The 20,726-nt window shown below is 42.8% G+C and carries 16 protein-coding genes and 1 tRNA gene; 8 read left to right on the plus strand and 9 right to left on the minus strand.

All coding sequences use genetic code 11. The features are described 5' to 3' along the window. Window positions 1-36 precede the first annotated feature (36 nt). Window positions 37-285, plus strand: coding sequence for a helix-turn-helix domain-containing protein (locus DYADSP32_RS13600; protein WP_149242226.1), 249 nt, complete (start codon window positions 37-39; stop codon window positions 283-285). Window positions 286-523: 238 nt separating this feature from the next. Here DYADSP32_RS13600 and DYADSP32_RS13605 read toward each other — a convergent pair whose 3' ends face one another. Further along, window positions 524-1,717, minus strand: a complete 1,194-nt coding sequence (locus DYADSP32_RS13605) for a phage integrase central domain-containing protein (protein ID WP_149242225.1) — start codon at window positions 1,715-1,717, stop codon at window positions 524-526. A gap of 552 nt (window positions 1,718-2,269) precedes the next feature. On the opposite strand from DYADSP32_RS13605, the gene DYADSP32_RS13610 reads away from it, so the two are divergent. Both DYADSP32_RS13610 and DYADSP32_RS13615 read left to right on the plus strand, forming a co-directional pair. After that, complete coding sequence (locus tag DYADSP32_RS13610; protein WP_149242224.1) at window positions 2,270-2,737, plus strand: mobile mystery protein A; 468 nt, start codon at window positions 2,270-2,272, stop codon at window positions 2,735-2,737. Next, on the plus strand, window positions 2,728-3,330 hold the full coding sequence (locus tag DYADSP32_RS13615; RefSeq protein ID WP_149242223.1) for a mobile mystery protein B: 603 nt from the start codon (window positions 2,728-2,730) through the stop codon (window positions 3,328-3,330). Before DYADSP32_RS13610 ends, DYADSP32_RS13615 begins: the two co-directional genes overlap by 10 nt. Before the next feature lie 126 nt (window positions 3,331-3,456). Here DYADSP32_RS13615 and DYADSP32_RS13620 read toward each other — a convergent pair whose 3' ends face one another. From DYADSP32_RS13620 to DYADSP32_RS13640, 5 genes are all read right to left on the minus strand, one after another. Then, window positions 3,457-4,269, minus strand: coding sequence for a hypothetical protein (locus DYADSP32_RS13620; protein WP_149242222.1), 813 nt, complete (start codon window positions 4,267-4,269; stop codon window positions 3,457-3,459). Then, window positions 4,266-5,957, minus strand: a complete 1,692-nt coding sequence (locus tag DYADSP32_RS13625) for an AAA family ATPase (protein WP_149242221.1) — start codon at window positions 5,955-5,957, stop codon at window positions 4,266-4,268. The genes DYADSP32_RS13620 and DYADSP32_RS13625 overlap by 4 nt, the downstream gene beginning before the upstream one ends. Then, window positions 5,947-7,503 (minus strand): restriction endonuclease subunit S, encoded by a 1,557-nt coding sequence (locus DYADSP32_RS13630; RefSeq protein WP_149242220.1) that lies wholly within the window; start codon window positions 7,501-7,503, stop codon window positions 5,947-5,949. Before DYADSP32_RS13630 ends, DYADSP32_RS13625 begins: the two co-directional genes overlap by 11 nt. Beyond that, a complete protein-coding gene (locus tag DYADSP32_RS13635; protein ID WP_149242219.1) occupies window positions 7,500-8,909 on the minus strand; it encodes an N-6 DNA methylase in 1,410 nt (469 codons plus the stop codon). Before DYADSP32_RS13635 ends, DYADSP32_RS13630 begins: the two co-directional genes overlap by 4 nt. Window positions 8,910-9,169: 260 nt before the next feature. Beyond that, the gene (locus tag DYADSP32_RS13640) at window positions 9,170-10,375 is read right to left on the minus strand and encodes a site-specific integrase (protein WP_149242218.1); all 1,206 of its coding nucleotides are present in this window, start codon (window positions 10,373-10,375) and stop codon (window positions 9,170-9,172) included. Between the two features lie 155 nt (window positions 10,376-10,530). Here DYADSP32_RS13640 and DYADSP32_RS13645 point away from each other — a divergent pair. The 4 genes from DYADSP32_RS13645 to DYADSP32_RS13660 all read left to right on the plus strand — a co-directional run bounded on the left by DYADSP32_RS13645 (window position 10,531) and on the right by DYADSP32_RS13660 (window position 13,689). Further along, window positions 10,531-10,610: transfer RNA gene (locus tag DYADSP32_RS13645), tRNA-Leu, on the plus strand. Window positions 10,611-10,766: 156 nt separating this feature from the next. Then, window positions 10,767-11,147, plus strand: a complete 381-nt coding sequence (locus DYADSP32_RS13650; protein ID WP_414617437.1) for a transposase — start codon at window positions 10,767-10,769, stop codon at window positions 11,145-11,147. Between the two features lie 130 nt (window positions 11,148-11,277). Then, on the plus strand, window positions 11,278-12,123 hold the full coding sequence (locus DYADSP32_RS13655) for an ISL3 family transposase (RefSeq protein WP_414618145.1): 846 nt from the start codon (window positions 11,278-11,280) through the stop codon (window positions 12,121-12,123). A gap of 108 nt (window positions 12,124-12,231) precedes the next feature. Beyond that, window positions 12,232-13,689: a TlpA disulfide reductase family protein gene (locus tag DYADSP32_RS13660; protein WP_149242217.1), complete on the plus strand. Its 1,458-nt coding sequence runs from the start codon at window positions 12,232-12,234 to the stop codon at window positions 13,687-13,689. Between the two features lie 196 nt (window positions 13,690-13,885). Here DYADSP32_RS13660 and DYADSP32_RS13665 read toward each other — a convergent pair whose 3' ends face one another. Together DYADSP32_RS13665 and fucP are read right to left on the minus strand one after the other, a co-directional pair. After that, window positions 13,886-14,674: an SDR family oxidoreductase gene (locus DYADSP32_RS13665; RefSeq protein ID WP_149242216.1), complete on the minus strand. Its 789-nt coding sequence runs from the start codon at window positions 14,672-14,674 to the stop codon at window positions 13,886-13,888. Window positions 14,675-14,804: 130 nt separating this feature from the next. Then, the gene (gene fucP, locus DYADSP32_RS13670; RefSeq protein ID WP_149242215.1) at window positions 14,805-16,064 is read right to left on the minus strand and encodes an L-fucose:H+ symporter permease; all 1,260 of its coding nucleotides are present in this window, start codon (window positions 16,062-16,064) and stop codon (window positions 14,805-14,807) included. A gap of 321 nt (window positions 16,065-16,385) precedes the next feature. On the opposite strand from fucP, the gene DYADSP32_RS13675 reads away from it, so the two are divergent. After that, a complete protein-coding gene (locus DYADSP32_RS13675; protein ID WP_149242214.1) occupies window positions 16,386-19,331 on the plus strand; it encodes a DEAD/DEAH box helicase in 2,946 nt (981 codons plus the stop codon). 60 nt (window positions 19,332-19,391) lie between these two features. Here DYADSP32_RS13675 and DYADSP32_RS13680 read toward each other — a convergent pair whose 3' ends face one another. Beyond that, complete coding sequence (locus DYADSP32_RS13680) at window positions 19,392-20,687, minus strand: adenylosuccinate synthase (RefSeq protein WP_149242213.1); 1,296 nt, start codon at window positions 20,685-20,687, stop codon at window positions 19,392-19,394. Window positions 20,688-20,726 lie beyond the last annotated feature (39 nt).

A 20,726-nucleotide genomic window follows, 5' to 3' on the forward strand; every position in this document is an offset into this window, starting at 1 on the left:
TTTTACCCTAATCTAATTCATTCGTGGAAAAACGGAATGAAGGAAGTACGAGACCTAGCGAGACTGCAAGAAATCGGAAGTTACATGAAGGAGCTTAGGCAGAAGGCCGGATTGAGCCAGGATGAGCTTGCAGCACGTTGTGACCTTACTAAAAGTAATATCAGCAACATCGAAAATGGCAAAAAAGACTATTTTTTCACGACCTTTTTAGAATACGCCAAAGGACTTGGTTTACATCCCCAAATCCTACTCGGGAAGGACTTTGATTTTGTATCCCGCTACTGATAATCAAATATTATGTCTAGCTTGTTAACTCGTACAAATTGAACCGACTATTGTACAAGCCGGGTCGAGAGGAGAAAATCAGACATTCGTTGATGTAGCTCTTCGAATATTTTTTCGATCGAAACTTTGAAAATGCGGCAATGGCGCGGCAATGAGATTTTCAAGACTATTTTTGAATGTAATTAAGTGCTTGAAAAGATTGGTTGCGGGGGCCAGATTTGAACTGACGACCTTCAGGTTATGAGTAAAAATCTGACTCCACTTCATCGATATAATCAGCGTATTCTTGCATCATTTTTACCCGCTGTGGCAAGAACTGTGCACGGTCATATGCTCGATCAACGCCACTTTTCGGAACATGTGCCAGTTGTCTATCAGCAATGTCATGAGGATAACCCAATTTCTCTTTCAATATTCCCAATGCGAGCGATCTAAATCCATGGCCCGTCATTTGGCCTTGGTAGCCCATTCTCTTGATTGCAACAAGCATCGTATTTTTATTCATATGCTTTCTCCGGTCATAACTGCCAGGAAATATAAATTCCCGGTTCGCATTCAATTCTTTCAGTTCCTGAAACATCGCCCGCGACTGGTGTGACAACGGTACGATATGCGGAAGATTCATCTTCATACGTGACGCAGGAATAACCCACGTCGAATTGTCAAAATTTATTTCCTCCCATTTTGCTTCCACGAGCTCGGTGGTACGTACAAACGTGAGGAGCAATAATTTCAGCGCCAGAAAGGTTTGTCGTTGAATACGACTTTCATAACCATTCAAGCACGCCAGAAATTCAGGAAACTCATCGACCGAAATCGACGCGTAATGTCCCCTTTTAAATTTTTTCATTGCAGCTTCGAGTCCATAAGTAGGATCATTTTCCGCCCTGCCCGTAGCGATAGCATATTTGAACACATGGCTGCACATCCCTTTTATTCTGCGGGAGAGTTCTGGGGCTGTCTTTTCGATCTTTTGAAGACAACCAAGCATCATCATTGGCTTAATATCTGCAAGAGGAAAATTTCCTAAATAAGGGAACACATATTTCTCAAAACGGTGTCTGATGATCTCGGAGTGTTTCGGCTTCCATAGCTCAATCTGCTTTGAGTGCCACTCTAAAGCGATTGATTTAAAATCTAGTTGCTGATTTAACGCTTGCGCCTGAGCGGCCTGAAGACGTTTCAGGACTGGATCAATGCCAACTCGTATGTCCCCTTTAATTACTTCCTTGGCTTTACGGGCATCCGCGATTGAGATAGCGGGATAGGCGCCGATTGAAATTCGCTTTTCTTCGCCATGAAGGCGATACTTGAGCCGCCAGTATTTTGAACCGCTCGGAGTGATTTCAAGATACAGACCCTCTCCGTCAGCGATCTTGTAAGGCTTGATTTTAGGTTTTGCTGCCTGACAGGTCATGTTCGATAAAGCCATTTTACAACCTCTGATTCGAGTTGCTGGGAATTTCGATACCAATCGGCATTTTCATGCCCCCAATCATGCCCCCACTTTTGGTTACTGTGGGTAAATGATAGGAATATATTGATAAACCCATTATAGCTTTAACGTGCTGCGAAAATTGAATAATTCGCGTTTTGATAAGAATAAATAATGTTGGTAAAAAAGGGATTGGTGCCCGTAGCCGGTGTGCCATCTGATCTCTAAGTCCTTGGTTGGATTGATATTTATATGGCCCCTCGTTCTGGATGCCCCCAATCGTGCCCCCAGACCTTGTTAATGCCCGTATAAATATCTTATCATTCGACTATCATTCATGCAACCAAAACTTGCATTTTAGTGAAGCATTATCCAACGCATATCGGTCTTATACCGGCTCATCTCCTCCTTTACCATTAGAAGTTTTAGATCCGGATCTGATTCGCGCATATCACCTAGAATTCAAATTAAAGGTATATGCATAAAAATTAACTTGATATTTAAAGCTATACCTTTATATTTGAAATAGTATTTTAAAGGTATATACTTATGAAGCTAACTAACAGCCAACTTATCGTAATTCGACAACTGGATCAGAAGATGCAGGACCTTACTGCATTGGCTAAGATTCCACTCCCTGCGGAAGGCTGGATCAGCCTTCTCCGGAAAGCCTTGAATATGTCCCTGAGGCAGCTCGGCGTGAGATTGTCTATGACCGCCCAGGGCATTAAGGACATTGAGAAACGAGAAGCGGATGGAACCATTACCCTGAAATCGTTGATCGAGGCTGGCGACGCTCTAAACATGAAATTTGTCTATGGCTTTGCCCCCAAAGACGGCTCTCTGGAAGATATGATCGAAAGCAAAGCCAGGGAACAGGCGTTGAAAATTGTCAAAAGAACATCGACAACCATGAAGCTGGAAGATCAGGAAAATTCACCGGAACGCCTTAAACAAGCGGTTGATGAATTGTCGCAAGAGATCAAAAGAGAAATGCCGAGAAGTCTATGGGATTAGATTTACACTATGACGAAGGCCAAACACCCATTGATGAAGACGAAAAAGAAGGCCTGCTAATTACGTCGGTCACCACCCGTGGTGAACTGGACGAAGTGGAACAACGAAATATCGAAGAAGCTATCCGCTGGACAGTCGAACGACGGCGGAGATTTACGGCCGCCGAAATCCTGACCGAAAAATTTGTCAAAGAATTACATGCCAGAATGCTCTCAGGTGTCTGGCAGTGGGCAGGAACATTTAGAAATTCCAACAAAAATCTTGGTGTCGATAAATATCAAATAGGTCTTGATTTAAGAATGTTGCTGGATGATTGTAAATTCTGGATCGACAATAATACCTTCCCTTCCGATGAAATCGCAGTCAGGTTTAAGCACCGAATTGTATCCATTCATTGTTTTGCCAATGGAAATGGAAGACATTCGCGTCTGATAGCAGATGTCATTGTGGAGAAGATATTTGGTCGAGAAGTGTTCACCTGGGGAAGCCAAAACCTGGTGCCGACTAGTGAGTTTCGTTCTATTTACTTATCTGCTTTGCGTGAAGCAGATAGAGGAAACTATGCCCCCTTAATAATATTCGCGCGGTGCTAGGATTCATTTTATTAAATAAACTACTGTTTCAAAGTCATTTTATTTTAGGAATGTAAGCCTTTACCCCCGATTATACCGCCAGAGCGGTTTTGATAAAAAACCTAGGTTCGAATCCTGGCAGGCCATTTAAGCTTCCAATAATCCCTGTATCCATGGATGTTCACTTGATCGCTGGCACCTAAGCAAATATTTCATTTCTCCACTGTAAGAAGCTTCGCTACTAATAGCCCGTCGTATTTTTCCTGAGACCTTTAAAAATTCTGGTTTTCTTGAACTGTCTCTCAAACATGCTTCAAAGAGCCTTTGACCATCGATAATATCCGATATGAGACGCACGGCTATACCGTGACGCAATAGACAAGTCGCATCACGATCTAAATGATAAACTTCAATTGAAGTTTCTGCACGGCGGATTTGAATAGGGTCGGTACTTGTCGGGCATGGTTTGCCGTTTTCTTGTTGGCAACCCAAGAGCTCGCAATCAAAAATTTTACACGGATCTAGTAATTCTGGTTCTTCATCATCAATAGGACCAACAGTATATACTCGCTTGTCTTCATCCATTAGTGGAAATCTATCTGCCTTTCCACCAGCCGTCCCAAACTCTAAGTCTATCCTTCTGCTATTACAATATGTACATGCTAGCCTAAAATTGTCTTTATCAAATGCTAACCATCTATATCCTATATGAGGATTTCGCGCATCTAATACGCGCTTTTTAGGTCTAAAGTGATCTACTGCGTTGTCAGAACGATCAATTGGTGACTCACAATACCAACATTTATTCTCGGAGATACGATTCATTTCGACCTTTAACTCGCGCCATATATCAGCGTGATCGTTTGGATCGGCACCCGCTGCAATAGCTAAAGTAGCTGCTTGGGATCTCGCTAACCATCCTGGAGGCATTCGAATTCTATCTAAATCGATATATCTCATGACTTATCATTACCGTTTTCAGAAAGTAGAACACCAAGTAGTTCTTGTGAAAGCTTTTCCCTCTCATTACGTTCAAGTGCTACAACATGTTCAGCTAGAATTGCTGTCTCTTCCGTTTTGAACCGAGCAGATAGAATTTCATTTCGCAGGCGTAAATAGCGAGAATACTCATCGTCTGGGTGGAAAAACCTAAATCCAAGCTTATTTAGCTTTTCATTCAATAGTTCCAATTCTTGTTGCTCCTCAGCTGACAATAGCTTTTTACTACCCAGTATTCGCTGCTTTTCTAATAATAATTGAGTTGGTTGATCCATAGTTGAGGCAATTCCAAACATATCGCTTGCTACGATTGCGGCATAGCCCATACCACGAGGATCCACTTCTGGATAAAATGCAACCACCCGCCTGCTAGTGCCTTCGTCGCGTAATTGAAGAATTTGTACTTGTTCTCGCACAAGCTCTGCCACTGCCAAAGGATTATGTGTCGTCAGTAAAATATGACTTGTGGCATTTCCACCTGAAGATGATGCAACGACATTCCTTAGATAACTTAGATAGTCCACACTCCATCTCGGATTCAAATGAGTATCAGGCTCATCCAAAAGGAAGAGACTTTCCTCTTCTGCTGTGAATTTAATTAAGCCTAGCACTGTGAGCAATTGCTGTTCACCTTCACTCAACTCTCGGAATGTTACTGTCTCGTCTGTTTTTCTAAGCTTTACCTTGATCCGAACTTCTTCGATTAGCTGAGAAACATATGTGCTCTCAAGATCGCGAAAAAATTCCGCTGGGGCTTGCTGAGCGACCAGCTTTCGCAATGATTGAATATCCTTAACGTACAAGTACTTGAACTGTAGAGTTTCTTTATTCCAGAGAGATACAGGAACGCGCCGCTCAGTTTCCACTGGTGCCAGAGCTATCTCATACAAACGTGAAAGAAATTCGCTCACAATGCCTTTGGCTCCCCAGAAGCGAGGATCACCATCCGGCTGTTCCTTCCAAGGCGGTTTCCGTAAAACAAACAAAACCGACTCTAAGCCGCTATCAGGATCTAAGCCAAGATTATTCTTTAGGAAATCTAAAACATCATTATTCTCGCCTATTAAAAACGCCAATAATACGAACTGACTGTGCACGGGTAGAGCGTAGAATAGACGCTTTATTCCTGGATCCTCTCCCCTTCGTAATTTCTCGTCATACCATTGCAAATAAGGCGCAAAAATATCATGCATACGAGAGCTCTCACCGGAATAGTAACTGAAAACATATTTCGGTAAGTTTCTGCTTTCGTCCAAAAAAGCTTTTAGTTTAACATTACTCACTGTATTCACATCCATGTGAATCATGGAATCATCTAAAGCACTTTTTGCAGTTACTTTGATAATATATTTCTCGCCACTTCTATCAGGGTCATGATCAATGTCGATGAAGCGTTCTGCTTCGGCTGCACCCATACGATAAGAAAGATTGAAAGCGAAATCTATTTTGGGTGACTTTTTTGGGCTAATCAGTTCTCTGAAAATGATTGCCAAAGCTTCCAAAACGTTTGACTTACCTGTTCCATTCCACCCAATGACAACCGTCACCCAGTGATCTTGATCGAAATCAATTGTTACATCTTTCAAATTCTTGAATTGATGTGACAAGCTTTCCTTAGGGCTACCGATTGTTAGTTTATCAAGACGCATGATCAGACTTCTTATTCAGTTTAATTTGATCGAAAAGCTTCTTCCCATTTGTATCTCGGATTGTTTCAATTTCGATATAACCTTGATGATCAAGAGAACGCAGTTCGGCATAAACTGGCTCAATTTCCTCGGTAGTTGCATTTTTACCAACACCACACAATTTAAATGCTTCCTGTGCAGATATCCAATCATTTGCGTCAGAAAGAACGTCTATAAGTTTTCTATTCATACTTTTATTTTCCTGTTTGACGCTTGGCAATTTTTTTCGAATAGGTTGCACATGTGCTTTCATCTGACGCGATATATTCTCCAATAAAGCCTTAGCGTTAACCTCTTTTGGATTTTGCTTCACAAGTTCACCAGTAAAACCTTTGGACAAAATTGCTTGATTAAGATGGCTGATGAGTTTATTTGCACTACTTGTTTCATAAGCTAGATGATTGATCCATTCAAAAGCAAGTTCAATTTGACGCACTATTTCGATTTGCTCTGCAATACTTGGTACTGGCAATTGAAACGCTGCAAGCTTTTTTGCATTGATATTTGACTGATTTATTCCGTCGCTCTTTACTCGTTGACAATAAGCTTTACCAGCAGGACTATTAAGGCAATAAGTTAAATACGACGGCAGTAGGTGTTCTGAGCATTTAATTCTAATAAGATAACCTGCGTATATTGCCTCTTGCTCGCCATCAAATAGAGCTGTCTTCCCTACAAGCTCCGCACTATTTGTTCGATTGAATAAAACATCACCAGCGCTCAAAGCATATTTTTTTATTTCCTTAGGATCGGAAGTATAAACCAGCTTATCCCAATTTAACTTTCCATCCTGTATATTTCCCATTCTCAAAACTGGTATTTCTCCGACCGGGGATGATTTTGAAGAAGTTCCGTAAGCAAAATCTAAAACAACTGCTTGCAGTTTTAACACTGGAGCGCTGCTAAGATTGTTAAGGTCTCTCCATGCGCGGGTTAGGTTGCCGTCAAAAGCAGCACCTAAAATTCCTTGTTTATATTTTTCTATTAGTTTTGGTATGCTGTTTAGATTATCATTTACACTTTTCGATCGAGCAAACAAAGTATCGATTTTACTTACAATCCTCTTTTGTTCTTCAGCGGGAGGTAGATCCACCGGCCATTCGTCGAGAGTTTTCTTGTCTACCTGTCTAAAAGTAGAACCTGTACCGGCCTCATCTAATTTTTTTGCACTTTCTTGAAGCTTATAATACAACCACCGAGGCTCGACGAATGACTGCAAGCCTGCTACGCCGCGGCCTAGACAATAGCTCTGATCAGAGAAAGCCACTTTCCCGATAGTGGCCCTAATACAAAGTATTAAATCTCCTTCTTCAGATACTTTTGTGGGCTTACTTGTAAATCTGGACGATTTGATTTTGTCATTATCAAAGTCTGCTGCGCCACCGACTAACGGAAGGCCATCACCATTGGTATTTGTGAACTCTCCATCCGGTGACTGCCCCATATTTAACTGAGCTATCTTGCCCAGCGAAGTCTTAACCCACCCATTAGGCAATTCATTTATCATGGCGTTTCAAGCGAATCAGAGTCTAGCTCTATTGACAATTCTTTTATCTCGTTAAGTGCTTCTCTTAGATGATTGAGAATAGCTTCTGCAATTTCCTCTGGCTCACTAAGATTGTCTTCTAAATCAAAATCTGCATTTGCGAGCCATACGATATCAAGATTATCGTTCCGATTCAAAATTTCTTGTCGACTGAAAGCCTTCCAACGGTTATTCCCTTCTACCGTTTCGCGGTTTGTCATCCCTTTGGGATCTGTTCCAAAAAAATGTTCAAAATCAGAAAAATCGCTATCATTTAACGGACGCTTTTTACCAAATTTAACTGCTCCGGAGCGCATATCGTAAATCCACACTATCTTAGTGTTACCGGTGTCCTCTGAACCACGCGTAAAAAACAAAACATTTGTTTTAACGCCTTGGCTGTAAAATATACCAGTAGGCAACCTTAAAATAGTGTGTAAATTACATTTATCCATCAATTCTTGGCGTATTTTCCGTCCAACCCCTTCTTCGAATAATACATTGTCTGGAAGCACAACTGCAGCTCGGCCGCCTGCTTGCAGCCCGGAATAGATATGTTGGAGGAATGCGAGTTGCTTATTTGTTGTCAGTATGTCTTCTCTATTTTTACGAGCACTTCCCGCTTTCGCTCCAAAAGGTGGATTTGCTAAAATCACAGTAGCCAAGCTTAACGCCTCAGCGTCTTTTGTAAGGGCATCTCCTAGGATAATATTGGAATCTAGTTGATGCAAAAATGCGTTCATCAAACAAATCCGATAAGTGCCTTTTTCAATTTCAACACCTTCGTACTTCGGAGGATTATCTATGTATGCTTCTCTCGAATTATTACTGCGAATGTAATGGTCAGCTGAGATCAGAAAGCCGCCGGTGCCAGTGGCTGGATCTTGTATAACTTCACCCAGTTCTGGCTTCATAATTCTTACCATAGAATCAACGAGCGCACGCGGTGTAAAATACTGCCCAGCACCCGACCGTGCATCTTGTGAATTTTTTGCTAGTAAACCCTCATAGATGTCTCCCATTCCGTCCATCGAAATCGAATGCCAGTCTAACTTTGCAATACCATCAACAACAGCTTTAAGATTTTCAGAGTGTGAAAAAACAGTTGTTGGAAAAGCATAAATTCTTTTTACGATATCACTTGAAGCGTGCCCTCCAAGGTAGGTCAGCATGTCGCGATACTCTGTTAACAAATCATCGCCAGTGTAATCCACCAAACGAGACCATCTACAGTCCTCAGGCAACAAATCTTCGGTTTTGTTTTCTTGCGCGATTTTTAAAAAAAGTAGGTAAGTAAGCTCAGAGATATACTCGTGATAACTTATGCCATCTCCGCGCAGGATATTGCATAAGTTCCATATCTTCTGAACTATGTTCTCATTATTCATATTTATTTTCAAAGTGATGCTTATGGCTTGAAATTCATTATAAACAGATAGCTATCTTCTTCAATACCGTTTGTTTTGTTGCTTGTTATAGTAGCCTTTCAATCATATGGTAAAAGTTATCTGCCGTGTCAGTGTTGGTCATACGAGGGTAAAGCTAGTCTTTTCTTGTGCTTCCTCAATCATATTTGGGACTTGTAAACGAGCTATTTTTTATCAGTAGCGATGAAAATTATGGTGCACCAGATAGTTCTTTCTTGTAACTATTTGCCAATCACCAAGTCCAGAGCGTCATCTGCACCTTTATTAATAAAATTGCTTTGGTAGCCCATCGTTGTCTTAATGTCCGAATGCCGATAAAGACGTTGTAGTATATTAACCGGTATCTTATCTGAAGAAATCTGGGCGAAGGTGTGCCTGGCGATATGCATTGTTAGAGGCTTCGACAAACCAATCAGTTCCCCTATCTGTTTCAAATAGTCATTGCAGCTCTTTGTCCTGGTCTTGATATAGCTCTGCACAACATAGGCATCTGAAAGATCAACCATACGCGTCAAATCTGGAAAAACTAGATCGTGAGCGGTATCTTCTGAATACCCTGCTAATATCTTTGAAGCTTTCTCTGGAACCTTCAAAGATCCTGCTTTGAGATTTTTACCCATAGAATAGTAAAGTCGGTCGTTCTGAAAATCTGACCATTTCAATCTGAGTACATCGGAAATCCTCATTCCAGCGAAAAAGAAGGAAATAAGCCAAAGGTTCCGTGCATGATGTTGCCCGTCTTTCAGTTCAATGTCTTCTAACTTCTTCACCTCTTCCGAAGTCAGTCCGATCTTGGCACTATCAGGAAATTTGATTGAAATCTTCCCCTTCCCGAACGGATAGTATTTTTGATCAACCAATCCTGCAGTGATTGCCTGATTAAAGATTGTTCTGATAACCACCAGGTGATTTACAACTGTCCGCTCAGTTACCTTGCGTTTGCTGCGTAAGTATGTTTGAAACTGGCGTAGTAGAGCAGGATTTATATCTGTAAAGCTAATATCAGCACCTTTTAAAAATTCTTTGAATCGATTTACACGCGGAAGGTCGGCAGACTTGCGATTAAACTTCCCGTTCTTTTCCAGCTGATCACAGTATAAGTTTGCCTGCGAGAAAAAACCTGCTCCCGCCACCTGTTTGATTGTCTTGCGGACAGCGGCCACGGAATTGTCTTTTTTCTGACTGGCTAGTTGAAGCAGCTGATCATTGATCTCGGCTTTTTTCGACAAAATCAAATTATTCAGCCACACTGAATTCGGATGCGCCTTTTTAACTTTTTGACCTATGGCATCCCATTCACTCTCCTTCACATACTGTTTTAGATACACATACGTTGAGCTACGGTTATTTGTCACGCGCAGCGCGATGGGAAATTTGCCTTCTTGATTAGGCTTTTTTCGCAGGATTGCTTTAATTGTGGATGCCATACCGTTCAGAATGAGACTGTTTCAGATATGCAAATATAGCAACTTCAAAACTGTTTGGTACAACATAGGTACAACAAATGGCGGTTTTTTGTGAATTTAAGTAAATCAATAATACCGCAACTAACTGATATATAGATAGTATTGATACAAATTACACCATATGAAACCAAAATACGCAGGACTTAAAATCCTGTGAGCCGAAACGCTCGTACGGGTTCGATTCCCGTCCCCGGTACAATAGCTCCTTAGCGCAAGTTGAGGAGCTATTTTTGTATATTTTTCTACAAAAATTCTAGCTGACGGACGCTCCGTTTAGTAAAAATATCCCAAAAATTAAAATGAATATGGGATCAAGCTGAAAAGTTGGGGGGAAGCTGAATTATTATTTGCTTTGCATCCTGAACCAATTTTGTTTGCATTGAACGATTCTTACCAAACACTTGTCCGTATACTTTTACCAGAAGGCATCCTAGAGTATTTTGAACCAACCAAAGTCGTTGAGTCCATTCCTGGATTAAACATCTACTTAGTAGAGAAGAATATTACTCCTGTTGAGTATAAAGATGAAAAGTTGGAGTCCAAGGGATTTCTTCCGGAAATCTATATTCAGGACTTTCCTATTCGTAATCAGAAAGTTACGCTCTGTATAAAACGCCGTCGTTGGGAAGTCAAGGATACAAAAGAGATAATTAGCAGAGACTGGAATGTGGTACAACAGGGAACTCGAATGACCAAAGAGTTCGCTGATTTTTTAAAAGAGTTGTATAGATAATAATCCCGTTAGCTGTTCACAACTGGGTAAATACTATCATTTAGAAGGGAAACAGCTTCAGCAGCAGTATAAAGATCATATCAGTGACTATCGCCAATGGGATCAAATAGAGCATGCAGAAGACTGGATGTTGTATGCTGAGAATACAGGTGTTCATTTAAGCATTGATGAAACTGCTCTTTCTAACGGGGAATTATACACCATCGTTACAAATAAAGCTGCCAAAGGGAGGAAAGGAGCACTTGTTGCGATGGTTAAAGGCACTCAGGCTGAAACTGTTATTGAAGTTTTAAACGGGATTCCCAAGAAGCTTCGGGACACAGTTCGTGAGGTTACCTTGGACATGGCAGCCAATATGAATATGATCGTGAAGCGCTGTTTTGTTAAGGCAGATCGGGTAATCGATCGCTTTCATGTACAAAAATTAGCATATGAAGCGGTACAGGAAATCCGGATCAAATACCGCTGGGAGGTTCTGGATAAGGAAAATGAGGCCATTAGTACAGCCAAGGCGGCGGGAGTAAGCTTTGAGCCAGAAGTTCTCGAAAACGGAGATACAGTAAAGCAGTTGTTGGCAAGAAGTAGATATCTGCTATTTAAGCACCATGACAAGTGGACCACCTCGCAAGTAAAACGGGCCAAGTTGCTGTTTGAACGTTATCCCTTAATCAAGAAAGCTTACAATATCTCTTTGGATCTGGGGACTATCTTTCGGACTTGCACTTTGAAGGAAGTAGCCTTCAAGAAGCTTGCATTGTGGTATAACATTGTGGAAGACTGCGGAATAGACTCCTTCAAAACCGTTGCCAGGTCTATTCAAACCCACTATTTAGATATCCTGAATTTTTTCAACAATAAAAGCACCAACGCATCGGCCGAATCTTTCAACGCCAAGGTTAAATCTTTCAGATCGTCATCAAGAGGTGTAAGAGACATCAAGTTCTTCCTGTTCCGGCTTTCTAAACTTTATGCATAATCGCCCCCCAACTTTTCCACTTGATCCTGAATATGTCCTGATCTCCACAGGATTCATTTTATTAGCGTAATTAGATTTGGTCTACTTTTTTTCCAAAACTTCAATCAAATGCGCTACAATTTTTATCTGCCACTGCTGTTTTCGACAGTGCTCATCGGGATGACCGGTTGTGAGAAGAAGTCTAAGAACACAGTTAAAATATCCTTTAATTTTCCGAAGGCAGCAGGAGATACTGTCAAAGTGGGAAGAACGAATATGATAAGTCTAGCCAGTATAGAACTGGCGAAGGTACTGCTGGATAGTGCAGGAAAAGGCGTGGTCGAAGTGATGGTGAAAGAGCCCTTTTTTGCCCATATTAACAATGGTAAAAACATTACAGCAGGCATTTTGATTGCGCCTGGGGACGAATTTCAGATTCTGTCTGCCGAACCTGGCGCAAAGCTTCCGTTACGTTTTGAGGGCAATGCGGCAGCGATCAATCAGGTTTATTATGAGGCGCAGCAATTTACATCTGCTTTCAATAAATGGAATGATACTTATTCCTTTCAGCTCGAAGGGAATGAGTTTTTGAAAGCAAGAGATTCATTACAAAGAAGTTACGATCAATTGTTAAGCAACTTGAAAACTAATCCCGAAGTGTCGGCTGAAAAGCTGGATTTGCTTAAACGCCATGCTGCTATGCATGTAATTTTCTACCAATATAATTTCGCCGCAGGAAAAGACTCCGCAGAAATTCCGCAATCAGTGAGGGAAGTTGTTCAAAAGTTTCCTGTGGATACAATAGCTTTGAAAGCTGGTGTATTCGATTACGGATTAATTGGTAGCTTTTTTTATCGCGATGAAATCAGTAATGCTATTTATGAAGAGCATGACGAACTACAGAGCGATACTTTGGAAGCTATTTTTCCGGCATTAGTTGAAAAGAAAATTAAAGCCGGCAACTATCCAAAGTCCGTCGAAGATTTTCTCCGTGTAAAAAGTGTTAATGGTCAAATCGGACTCAATGGTCTTACACCTAACTTACATAAGCTCGCTAAAACACTTGAAAAGGAAGTTCTTTCCCAGGATTATAAAAGTGTGATCCTCGAAGATGTGGCCCGCTGGGAAAAATTAGGCCCGGGCAAACCCGCCCCAGATTTTTCTGGAATTACCACGGATGGCAAGCAGCTGGCGCTATCGGATTTGCGGGGGAAAATAGTATATGTTGACATTTGGGCGACATGGTGCGGCCCCTGTGTAGGCGCATTCCCCGATTCCAAAAAGGTGCAGGCAGAGTTTAAAGGCGATGACCGGATCGCATTCCTATACGTGTCGGTAGACCGCGATACCCTGGCTTGGAAAAAAATGGTGATCGGCGGCAAAGTGCCCGCTGGGCTGCACATGCTTGATGGAAGTGATAAGCCCGAATCCATTTGGAACCTCTACCACGTTTGGGGCATTCCACGCTACTTGCTGATAGACGAACGGGGTCGGATTGTGTCTAATCACGCAGCGCACCCGTCTTCCGGCAATGCCCACGGAGAACTGCAGAGGGCGCTGGCCGCAAGCAGTCTTATGGAGAAATAGTAGCCTCGAAGATCGTTTCATCATATTTCAACACAAAGAAACAGCCAATCAACCGATTCATATTCAATCGATTAAATTCGATATTGATTTTAAACTTTCAAAAAACGGTTCGACTACTGATCCGCTCCGTACCATTACAAAAAGAGCTTGCGAAACACAGATCCGCAAGCTCTTTTTAGTTAAGCGCAATGCTCTTCTACGAATTGGCTAATGCCCGATCCAAGTGCACATAGCCGCCATCCACGTAGATGAGCTGGCCAGTGGTGTGGCTCGAACGTTCGGATAATAAGAACACCGCCATATTGGCAATCTCTTCCGCGGTAGTCATGCGGTTTTCCAGTGGAATATGAGCCGTAATGGAAGCAAGCTTTTCCTGCGGATTGGCCAACGTTTCAATCCATTTCTCATAAAGCGGCGTCCAGCATTCTGCTACGATTACCGAATTGACCCGAATTCCATATTTAAGCAGCTCTACTGCCCACTCCCGTGTGAGTGCATTACGTCCACCGTTGGCCGCCGCATAAGCAGATGTGCCACCTTGTCCGGTATCGGCCGTTTTGGAGCTGATATTAACGATGGCGCCCTTGGAGGCTTTAAGCGCAGGCAGAGCATGGTGAACCATCAAATAATAATGCACCACATTTTTATGTAAGGAAGCAATAAATCGTTCATAATCGCCACTTTCCAGCCCTACGCCATCATTGACACCCGCATTGTTGATCAGACCATCTATACGTCCAAATTTCTCCATTACTGCCGCTACCGCCGCCTCCGATTGAGAGGGCTCTGTCAATTCTGCTACAACCTGAAACGAGGAAAACCCTTTGGCCGCCAGATCATCAACAACTTTCTGGTTGTCTGCTGCGTTTCTGCCCACAATTACCGGGATGGCACCTTCTGCCGCCAAAACCTGCACAATCCCCTCTCCTATTCCCTTTGCACCACCGGTGACAATAACAACTTTATTTTGAAGCTTTAAATCCATAATTGACGCTTATTATTGTGTTTTAGTAAATATTATAAATAGTGAGGCCCGTTGTAAAAGTCCAAGTACCCAGAACCAGGCAATCCCTCGTCTGGCAGGCAAATCAACCAACAACTTACCCGATAAATAATTAATGCGAAGCACCCAGCTTTACATTTTTGATAGAATTATTTTTGATTGCAAAGTAGAGTACGACCAGAAAACACACACCCGGAACGATGTAGGCGGTCTGAATCGAAGATATATCCGAAACCTGACCCATGATAACCGGAAAGATCGCCCCGCCCACGATGGACATGATGACCAGTGAGGAACCTATTTTGGTCTTGGCTCCCAAACCACGGATACTCAAAGCAAATATGGTAGGGAACATGATAGACATAAAAAACTGAACACCCACCAGTGCGTAAATAGCCACCATCCCATTGGTCAACACGGCCACCAGTACAAGGCCGAGATTGATTACGCTATAAATGGCCAGCAAACGGGGTGGCGCAACGAAACGCATCAGATAAGTCCCGATAAAACGGCCGATCATAAAGCTTAAAAATGCCGCGGAAAGTAAATAAGCAGCCGATATTTCATCTATCCCGGCCACTTTATCTGAAAAACGGATAAAGAAACTACTGATACAAACCTGGGCGCCAACATAAAAAAATTGGGCTAAAACCCCTAAAATCAAATTCTTCTCACCGAGGATAGAACCCGTCACCTCCTCCTGCGTTACAACTTCCTCTTCCTCCTTTATTTCTGGAAGTTTGGTTCGCCAGATCAATACAGCGACTATCAAAACGACCACTCCAATGATAATAAATGGAACCTGCACAGACGCCGCCTCCAGATTCAGATAAGCATCCAGCTGATCAGCAGTCATGGCACTCTGCTGTTGTTCGGTCAGATTTTTACCCGACAAAATAAACATCCCACCCATCAAAGGTGCCAGAAAAGCAGCCAGTCCATTAAACGATTGTGCAAAATTGAGCCTCTGCGTTGCGGATTCGGGATCGCCCAGAACGGTTATATATGGGTTGGCGGCAGTTTCCAACATCGTGAGTCCGCTTGCAATGATGAACAAGGCAACCAGGAAAAAACTAAACTGACGAAATTCCGCCGCCGGGTAAAACAAAAAAGTCCCGAAGGCAAATAACAACAACCCAAGGGTGATGCCTGCCTTATAACCAAACCGCTTCATGAAAAGTCCTGCCGGCAAGGCGATCAGAAAATAAGCAATGTACGAAGCTGAATCAATCAATGCAGACTGAAAATCACTTAATTGACAGGCCTTTTTTAAATGAGGAATGAGTATCGGATTGAGATTGAGCGCAAATCCCCATAGGAAAAACAGGGAAGTGATCAGGATGACGGCAAGTCGTGTCTTACGATCAGTCATAGATGCAGGGTTAACAGGTTTAGGATATAAAATAATGCAAAGTAATTGTATTTTTTTTCGAAGATACAATGAGGATTTATTGAACCCGCAAGATTGCCCCGCATAATTTAAAAAGTAAGGTCTACTCCTCTCCCAACCAGTCAAAAATAATGAAACCGTCGCTGATTGGTTGAGGCTAAAAACAATGACTAACGTGGATAAAGAGCTTTCAATTTGCCCAAATTCTTATAAATTTGATGTTTCCTTGTACTCAACGAAGCGATTTTATAATACAAGAGCTGGCTTTCAATCCGGCAATCTAGAACTGGCCATAACAAAAAAATGAAAGTATCTCCCACCGAGCCCTACAAAATAATATATTCTATTCTGAGCCATGAGTATCTCGGATATATCTTTGAATCGTTTGTCGTTCAAATGAACGGACAGGGAGAATTTACTTATCAGATACAAAATGTATCTTCCAAAAACATTGAAGAGTTCAGCGATGGCCTGGATAGTACGGATCATGAATTGGTGCGTTTGATGGATGCCATTCAGCAAGATGCGATCCTTAAAAAGTTTAATACCAAGAAACTCTCCCCTACAGACTTTTTCCTGAAACTATATGATCCGCAAAAAGGTGATAAAACAATCCAGGAGCTCATTGAGGTATACATAGAGAATCAAAAGGCAGAAATCCTGAAAAGACTTGAAGGAAAACATCTCTTTATCATGGGTAGTGACGGCAACCCGCTGTGGAAGCCGGTTCTCTGGGAAAAAGAGCTTGCGACCATCCGGTTTCATTTTATCCGGAACAGCGACAACACCCATTATTTTCCTGCTATTCGTTTCAAAGGACAAAAACTCGACTTCCAATACCGGAACGCGTTTTTACTCTGCGAAGAACCTGCCTGGCTCGTCGCAGACGGCCATTTGTACCATTTCGAAGGAAGTGTAGACGGGAAAAAGATCAAACCTTTTCTGGCAAAAAAATACATTGCGATTCCAAGTAAAGTGGAAGAACAATACTACCGAAAGTTCGTAACCTCACTCATCGCTTCATATGATGTGGTGGCACGCGGTTTTGAGATCAGAAATACGACAACAACACCCAAAACGCAACTGATCATTACAGATGTACGGAATGTAAAAGCGGCACCATTGCTCTTATTCGCAGATGGGGCAGAAACGGCCACCGCCCAGGAAGAAGAAAATAGCCAGATTGCATTTGACCTTTCCTTTCAGTACGGAGCCTTTTCCTTCCATTTCGATAATTTCGCTAACCCTTCCAACGTGTTTTTGGAAAAAAAAGGAAACGAATACGTTTTTAACAAAGTAAAACGGCACATCGCGATTGAACGTCAGAATCTGACACTTTTAAAGGAATTGCAGCTTAACCTCAAACACGGCCGGCTACAGTTGCCCAAGGCAGAAGCGTTCAACTGGCTTCAGGCTAACACCAAAACACTTGAAGAAAATGGAATATCGGTTCGGCAGCATACGGATGATTCAAAACGCTACTTTTTAGGTCATTCTTCAATAAATATATCCATACAGGAAGGACGGGATTGGTTCGATATCGAAGCCAAAGTTCAGTTTGGCGAATTTGAAATACCTTTTATCAAACTTAAAAACTATATTCTTCACCGCATCACTGAGTTTTTATTGCCCAACGGGGAGGTTGCGGTGATACCCGAGTGGTGGTTTACACAGTATTCCGAATTATTTGCATTTACTGAAAATGATCCCGCCGGTGAGCAAATAAAACTACAGTTGCATCACCTGGCTCTGGTGCAAGAACTGCAGGAAGGTAACCTGGCAAGTGCAGTAATCAGCCGAAAACTGGAAAATCTACGGGATTTTCGCCAAATAGAGCCCGCAGACATCCCGCAAAATTTCGAAGGATCCTTACGTGCCTATCAAAAATCCGGCTATGACTGGCTGAGATTTTTGAATCAGTACAACTTTGGGGGCTGCCTGGCCGATGATATGGGTTTGGGTAAAACCGTACAGACCCTCGCTCTGCTGCAATCTGAAAAGGAACGCGGAGCCACAGCGCCATCCCTCCTCATCATGCCTACCTCTCTGCTTTATAACTGGGGGCTGGAATCGGCAAAGTTTACTCCGGGGCTCCGTGTGATGCATTACACCGGATCGTCACGAGAAAAGCAAACGGCACAATTCGACCAATACGATCTGATCCTGACTTCCTACGGCATTGTCAGGCTGGATATTGAGCTTATAAAATCTTACCGTTTCAATTATGTGATCCTGGACGAGTCGCAAGCTGTAAAGAATCCGACCTCCATCATTACAAAAGCTGTCAAAAAGCTTAACGCCAATCATCGCCTGATCCTGACCGGTACACCTATTGAAAACAGCACCCTGGATTTATGGTCTCAAATGTCGTTTGTGAACCCCGGCCTGCTGGGTACACAGGCATTCTTCAGGGATGAATTTCAAATCCCCATCGAAAAGCGCAACGACTCCGAAAAGATGAAACGGCTTTATAACCTTATTAAACCGTTCATCTTACGCAGACTCAAATCTCAGGTCGCTACCGATCTGCCGGAGAAAGTGGAGAGTATTCAATACTGCGAAATGTCGGAGGAGCAGGAAAAAATCTATGAAGAAACCAAGGCTGCTTACCGCAACACCATCCTGCAAGCGATCGATCAGGAGGGCATGTCCAGATCCCATCTGGTGGTTTTACAGGGGCTGACAAAACTACGGCAATTGGCAAACCATCCCGGAATGATCGACACGGCTTACGCGCATGGTTCCGGAAAGTTTAAGGATGTTTTACACAAAATTGAAACCGTGTTGAGTGAAAATCATAAAATACTGATTTTCAGCCAGTACGTGAAACACCTGGATTTGTTCAGGCAAGACCTGGATAACCGGCGAATCAGTTATGCCTATCTGGACGGTTCCACCAAAGACCGGCAGGCACAGGTGGAGTCTTTTCAAACTGATGACAGCAGAAAGCTTTTTCTTATATCGCTCAAAGCCGGTGGAGTGGGGTTAAACCTTACAGCCGCCGACTATGTTTTCATCCTGGATCCCTGGTGGAATCCGGCCATAGAGGCGCAGGCCATTGATCGGGCACACCGAATAGGCCAGGACCGTACGGTTTTTACTTATAAATTCATTACCAAAAACTCTGTTGAAGAAAAAATCCTGGCTCTTCAGCAATCAAAAAAGCAGCTGGCCGATGAGCTGATTTCCAGTGAAGATGGGTTTATCAAATCCTTGACCCGTGACGATGTACTGTCCCTGCTTAGCTAACATTAAAAATCCCCTGAAAACCTTGGTTAACAGGGGATTTTTAATGTTATCATTCAATTATTAACCGGCGATGGCAGATGCTTCGCGGCTGATTAAAGCCTCCCGGTCGGGACCAGTAGAAATAAAAGTAATGGGCAAATTCAACTCATCTTCCAGAAACTTAACATAAGCAAGTAAGGGTGCTGGTATGTCCTCGAAATCCCGGATACCATCCAGGGACTGCTGCCAACCGTCAAAATCTTTATAGATAGGCTCCACAACGCCATCGCAAAGGTCGTACGGAAGCTGATCCGTCACTGTACCATCTTCCAGACGGTAATGCGTGCAAACCCGGATATTGTCAAAAATGGTCAGCACGTCCACTTTCATCATAATCAGTTGCGTGACGCCATTAATCATGATCGCATACTTCAATGCAGGCAGATCAAGCCACCCACAACGACGCGGACGTCCTGTGGTTGCTCCAAACTCACGCCCTTCTTTGCGCATTTTTTCTCCCGTTTCCTCCAGCAGTTCGGTTGGAAATGGTCCGCTTCCCACGCGCGTGCAATAAGCTTTAAAAATCCCGAACACCTCACCTACCTGGCTTGGAGCAATCCCTAAACCGGTACAGGCGCCTGCGGCCATCGTGGTAGAACTGGTCACAAATGGATAGGATCCAAAATCAATATCAAGCAAGGAACCTTGCGCTCCTTCGGCCAGTACGGTTTTACCACTTGTAAGGGCATCATTCACCACATATTCACTATCCACCAGGGTGAACTGCTTCATGAATTCAATGGCAGCGAAGAAGTTCTCCTCCGACTGGGCCAATACAGCAGAATGGTCAAAAGAATAAAAATCAAGAATGACCTTATGGGCATCAACCAGCTTGTCGTATTTGGCTTTGAAATTCGGTGAAACAACGTCTCCAACCCTCAGTCCCAACCTTGCAATTTTATCCTGATACGTCGGCCCGATACCTCTGAGGGTGGATCCAATTTTGGAATCTCCCTTTGAGCGCTCATAAGCCGCATCCAGAAGTGCATGCGTAGGCAGGATCAACGAAGCCTTCTTTGATACAAAAAGATTACTTACCAGATCCAGGTTATACTTTGCCAGGTTTTCTATCTCCCTTTTGAACACGATGGGGTCAAGCACCACACCATTTCCGATGATATTTTGAATATCACTCCGAAAGATTCCGGATGGAATTTGATGGAGCACATGTTTGATTCCATCAAATTCAAGTGTGTGGCCTGCATTGGGGCCACCCTGAAAGCGGGCTACTACCTGGTACCTCGGTGCCAGAACATCCACAATTTTCCCCTTTCCTTCATCTCCCCATTGGAGACCAAGCAGAACATCTACTTTCATTCAATATTTGATTACTGATTGTTAATTAATTACGTGGGA

Origin of the sequence: Dyadobacter sp. 32, assembly GCF_902506755.1 — a bacterium.
Taxonomy (GTDB): domain Bacteria; phylum Bacteroidota; class Bacteroidia; order Cytophagales; family Spirosomataceae; genus Dyadobacter.

Bases quoted from the DNA above. Each gene is read 5' to 3' on its own strand.
- DYADSP32_RS13600 (WP_149242226.1), top strand. From the start codon at position 37: ATGAAGGAAGTACGAGACCTAGCGAGACTGCAAGAAATCGGAAGTTAC.
- DYADSP32_RS13605 (WP_149242225.1), bottom strand. From the start codon at position 1,717: ATGGCTTTATCGAACATGACCTGTCAGGCAGCAAAACCTAAAATCAAG.
- DYADSP32_RS13610 (WP_149242224.1), top strand. From the start codon at position 2,270: ATGAAGCTAACTAACAGCCAACTTATCGTAATTCGACAACTGGATCAG.
- DYADSP32_RS13615 (WP_149242223.1), top strand. From the start codon at position 2,728: ATGGGATTAGATTTACACTATGACGAAGGCCAAACACCCATTGATGAA.
- DYADSP32_RS13620 (WP_149242222.1), bottom strand. From the start codon at position 4,269: ATGAGATATATCGATTTAGATAGAATTCGAATGCCTCCAGGATGGTTA.
- DYADSP32_RS13625 (WP_149242221.1), bottom strand. From the start codon at position 5,957: ATGCGTCTTGATAAACTAACAATCGGTAGCCCTAAGGAAAGCTTGTCA.
- DYADSP32_RS13630 (WP_149242220.1), bottom strand. From the start codon at position 7,503: ATGATAAATGAATTGCCTAATGGGTGGGTTAAGACTTCGCTGGGCAAG.
- DYADSP32_RS13635 (WP_149242219.1), bottom strand. From the start codon at position 8,909: ATGAATAATGAGAACATAGTTCAGAAGATATGGAACTTATGCAATATC.
- DYADSP32_RS13640 (WP_149242218.1), bottom strand. From the start codon at position 10,375: ATGGCATCCACAATTAAAGCAATCCTGCGAAAAAAGCCTAATCAAGAA.
- DYADSP32_RS13660 (WP_149242217.1), top strand. From the start codon at position 12,232: ATGCGCTACAATTTTTATCTGCCACTGCTGTTTTCGACAGTGCTCATC.
- DYADSP32_RS13665 (WP_149242216.1), bottom strand. From the start codon at position 14,674: ATGGATTTAAAGCTTCAAAATAAAGTTGTTATTGTCACCGGTGGTGCA.
- fucP (WP_149242215.1), bottom strand. From the start codon at position 16,064: ATGACTGATCGTAAGACACGACTTGCCGTCATCCTGATCACTTCCCTG.
- DYADSP32_RS13675 (WP_149242214.1), top strand. From the start codon at position 16,386: ATGAAAGTATCTCCCACCGAGCCCTACAAAATAATATATTCTATTCTG.
- DYADSP32_RS13680 (WP_149242213.1), bottom strand. From the start codon at position 20,687: ATGAAAGTAGATGTTCTGCTTGGTCTCCAATGGGGAGATGAAGGAAAG.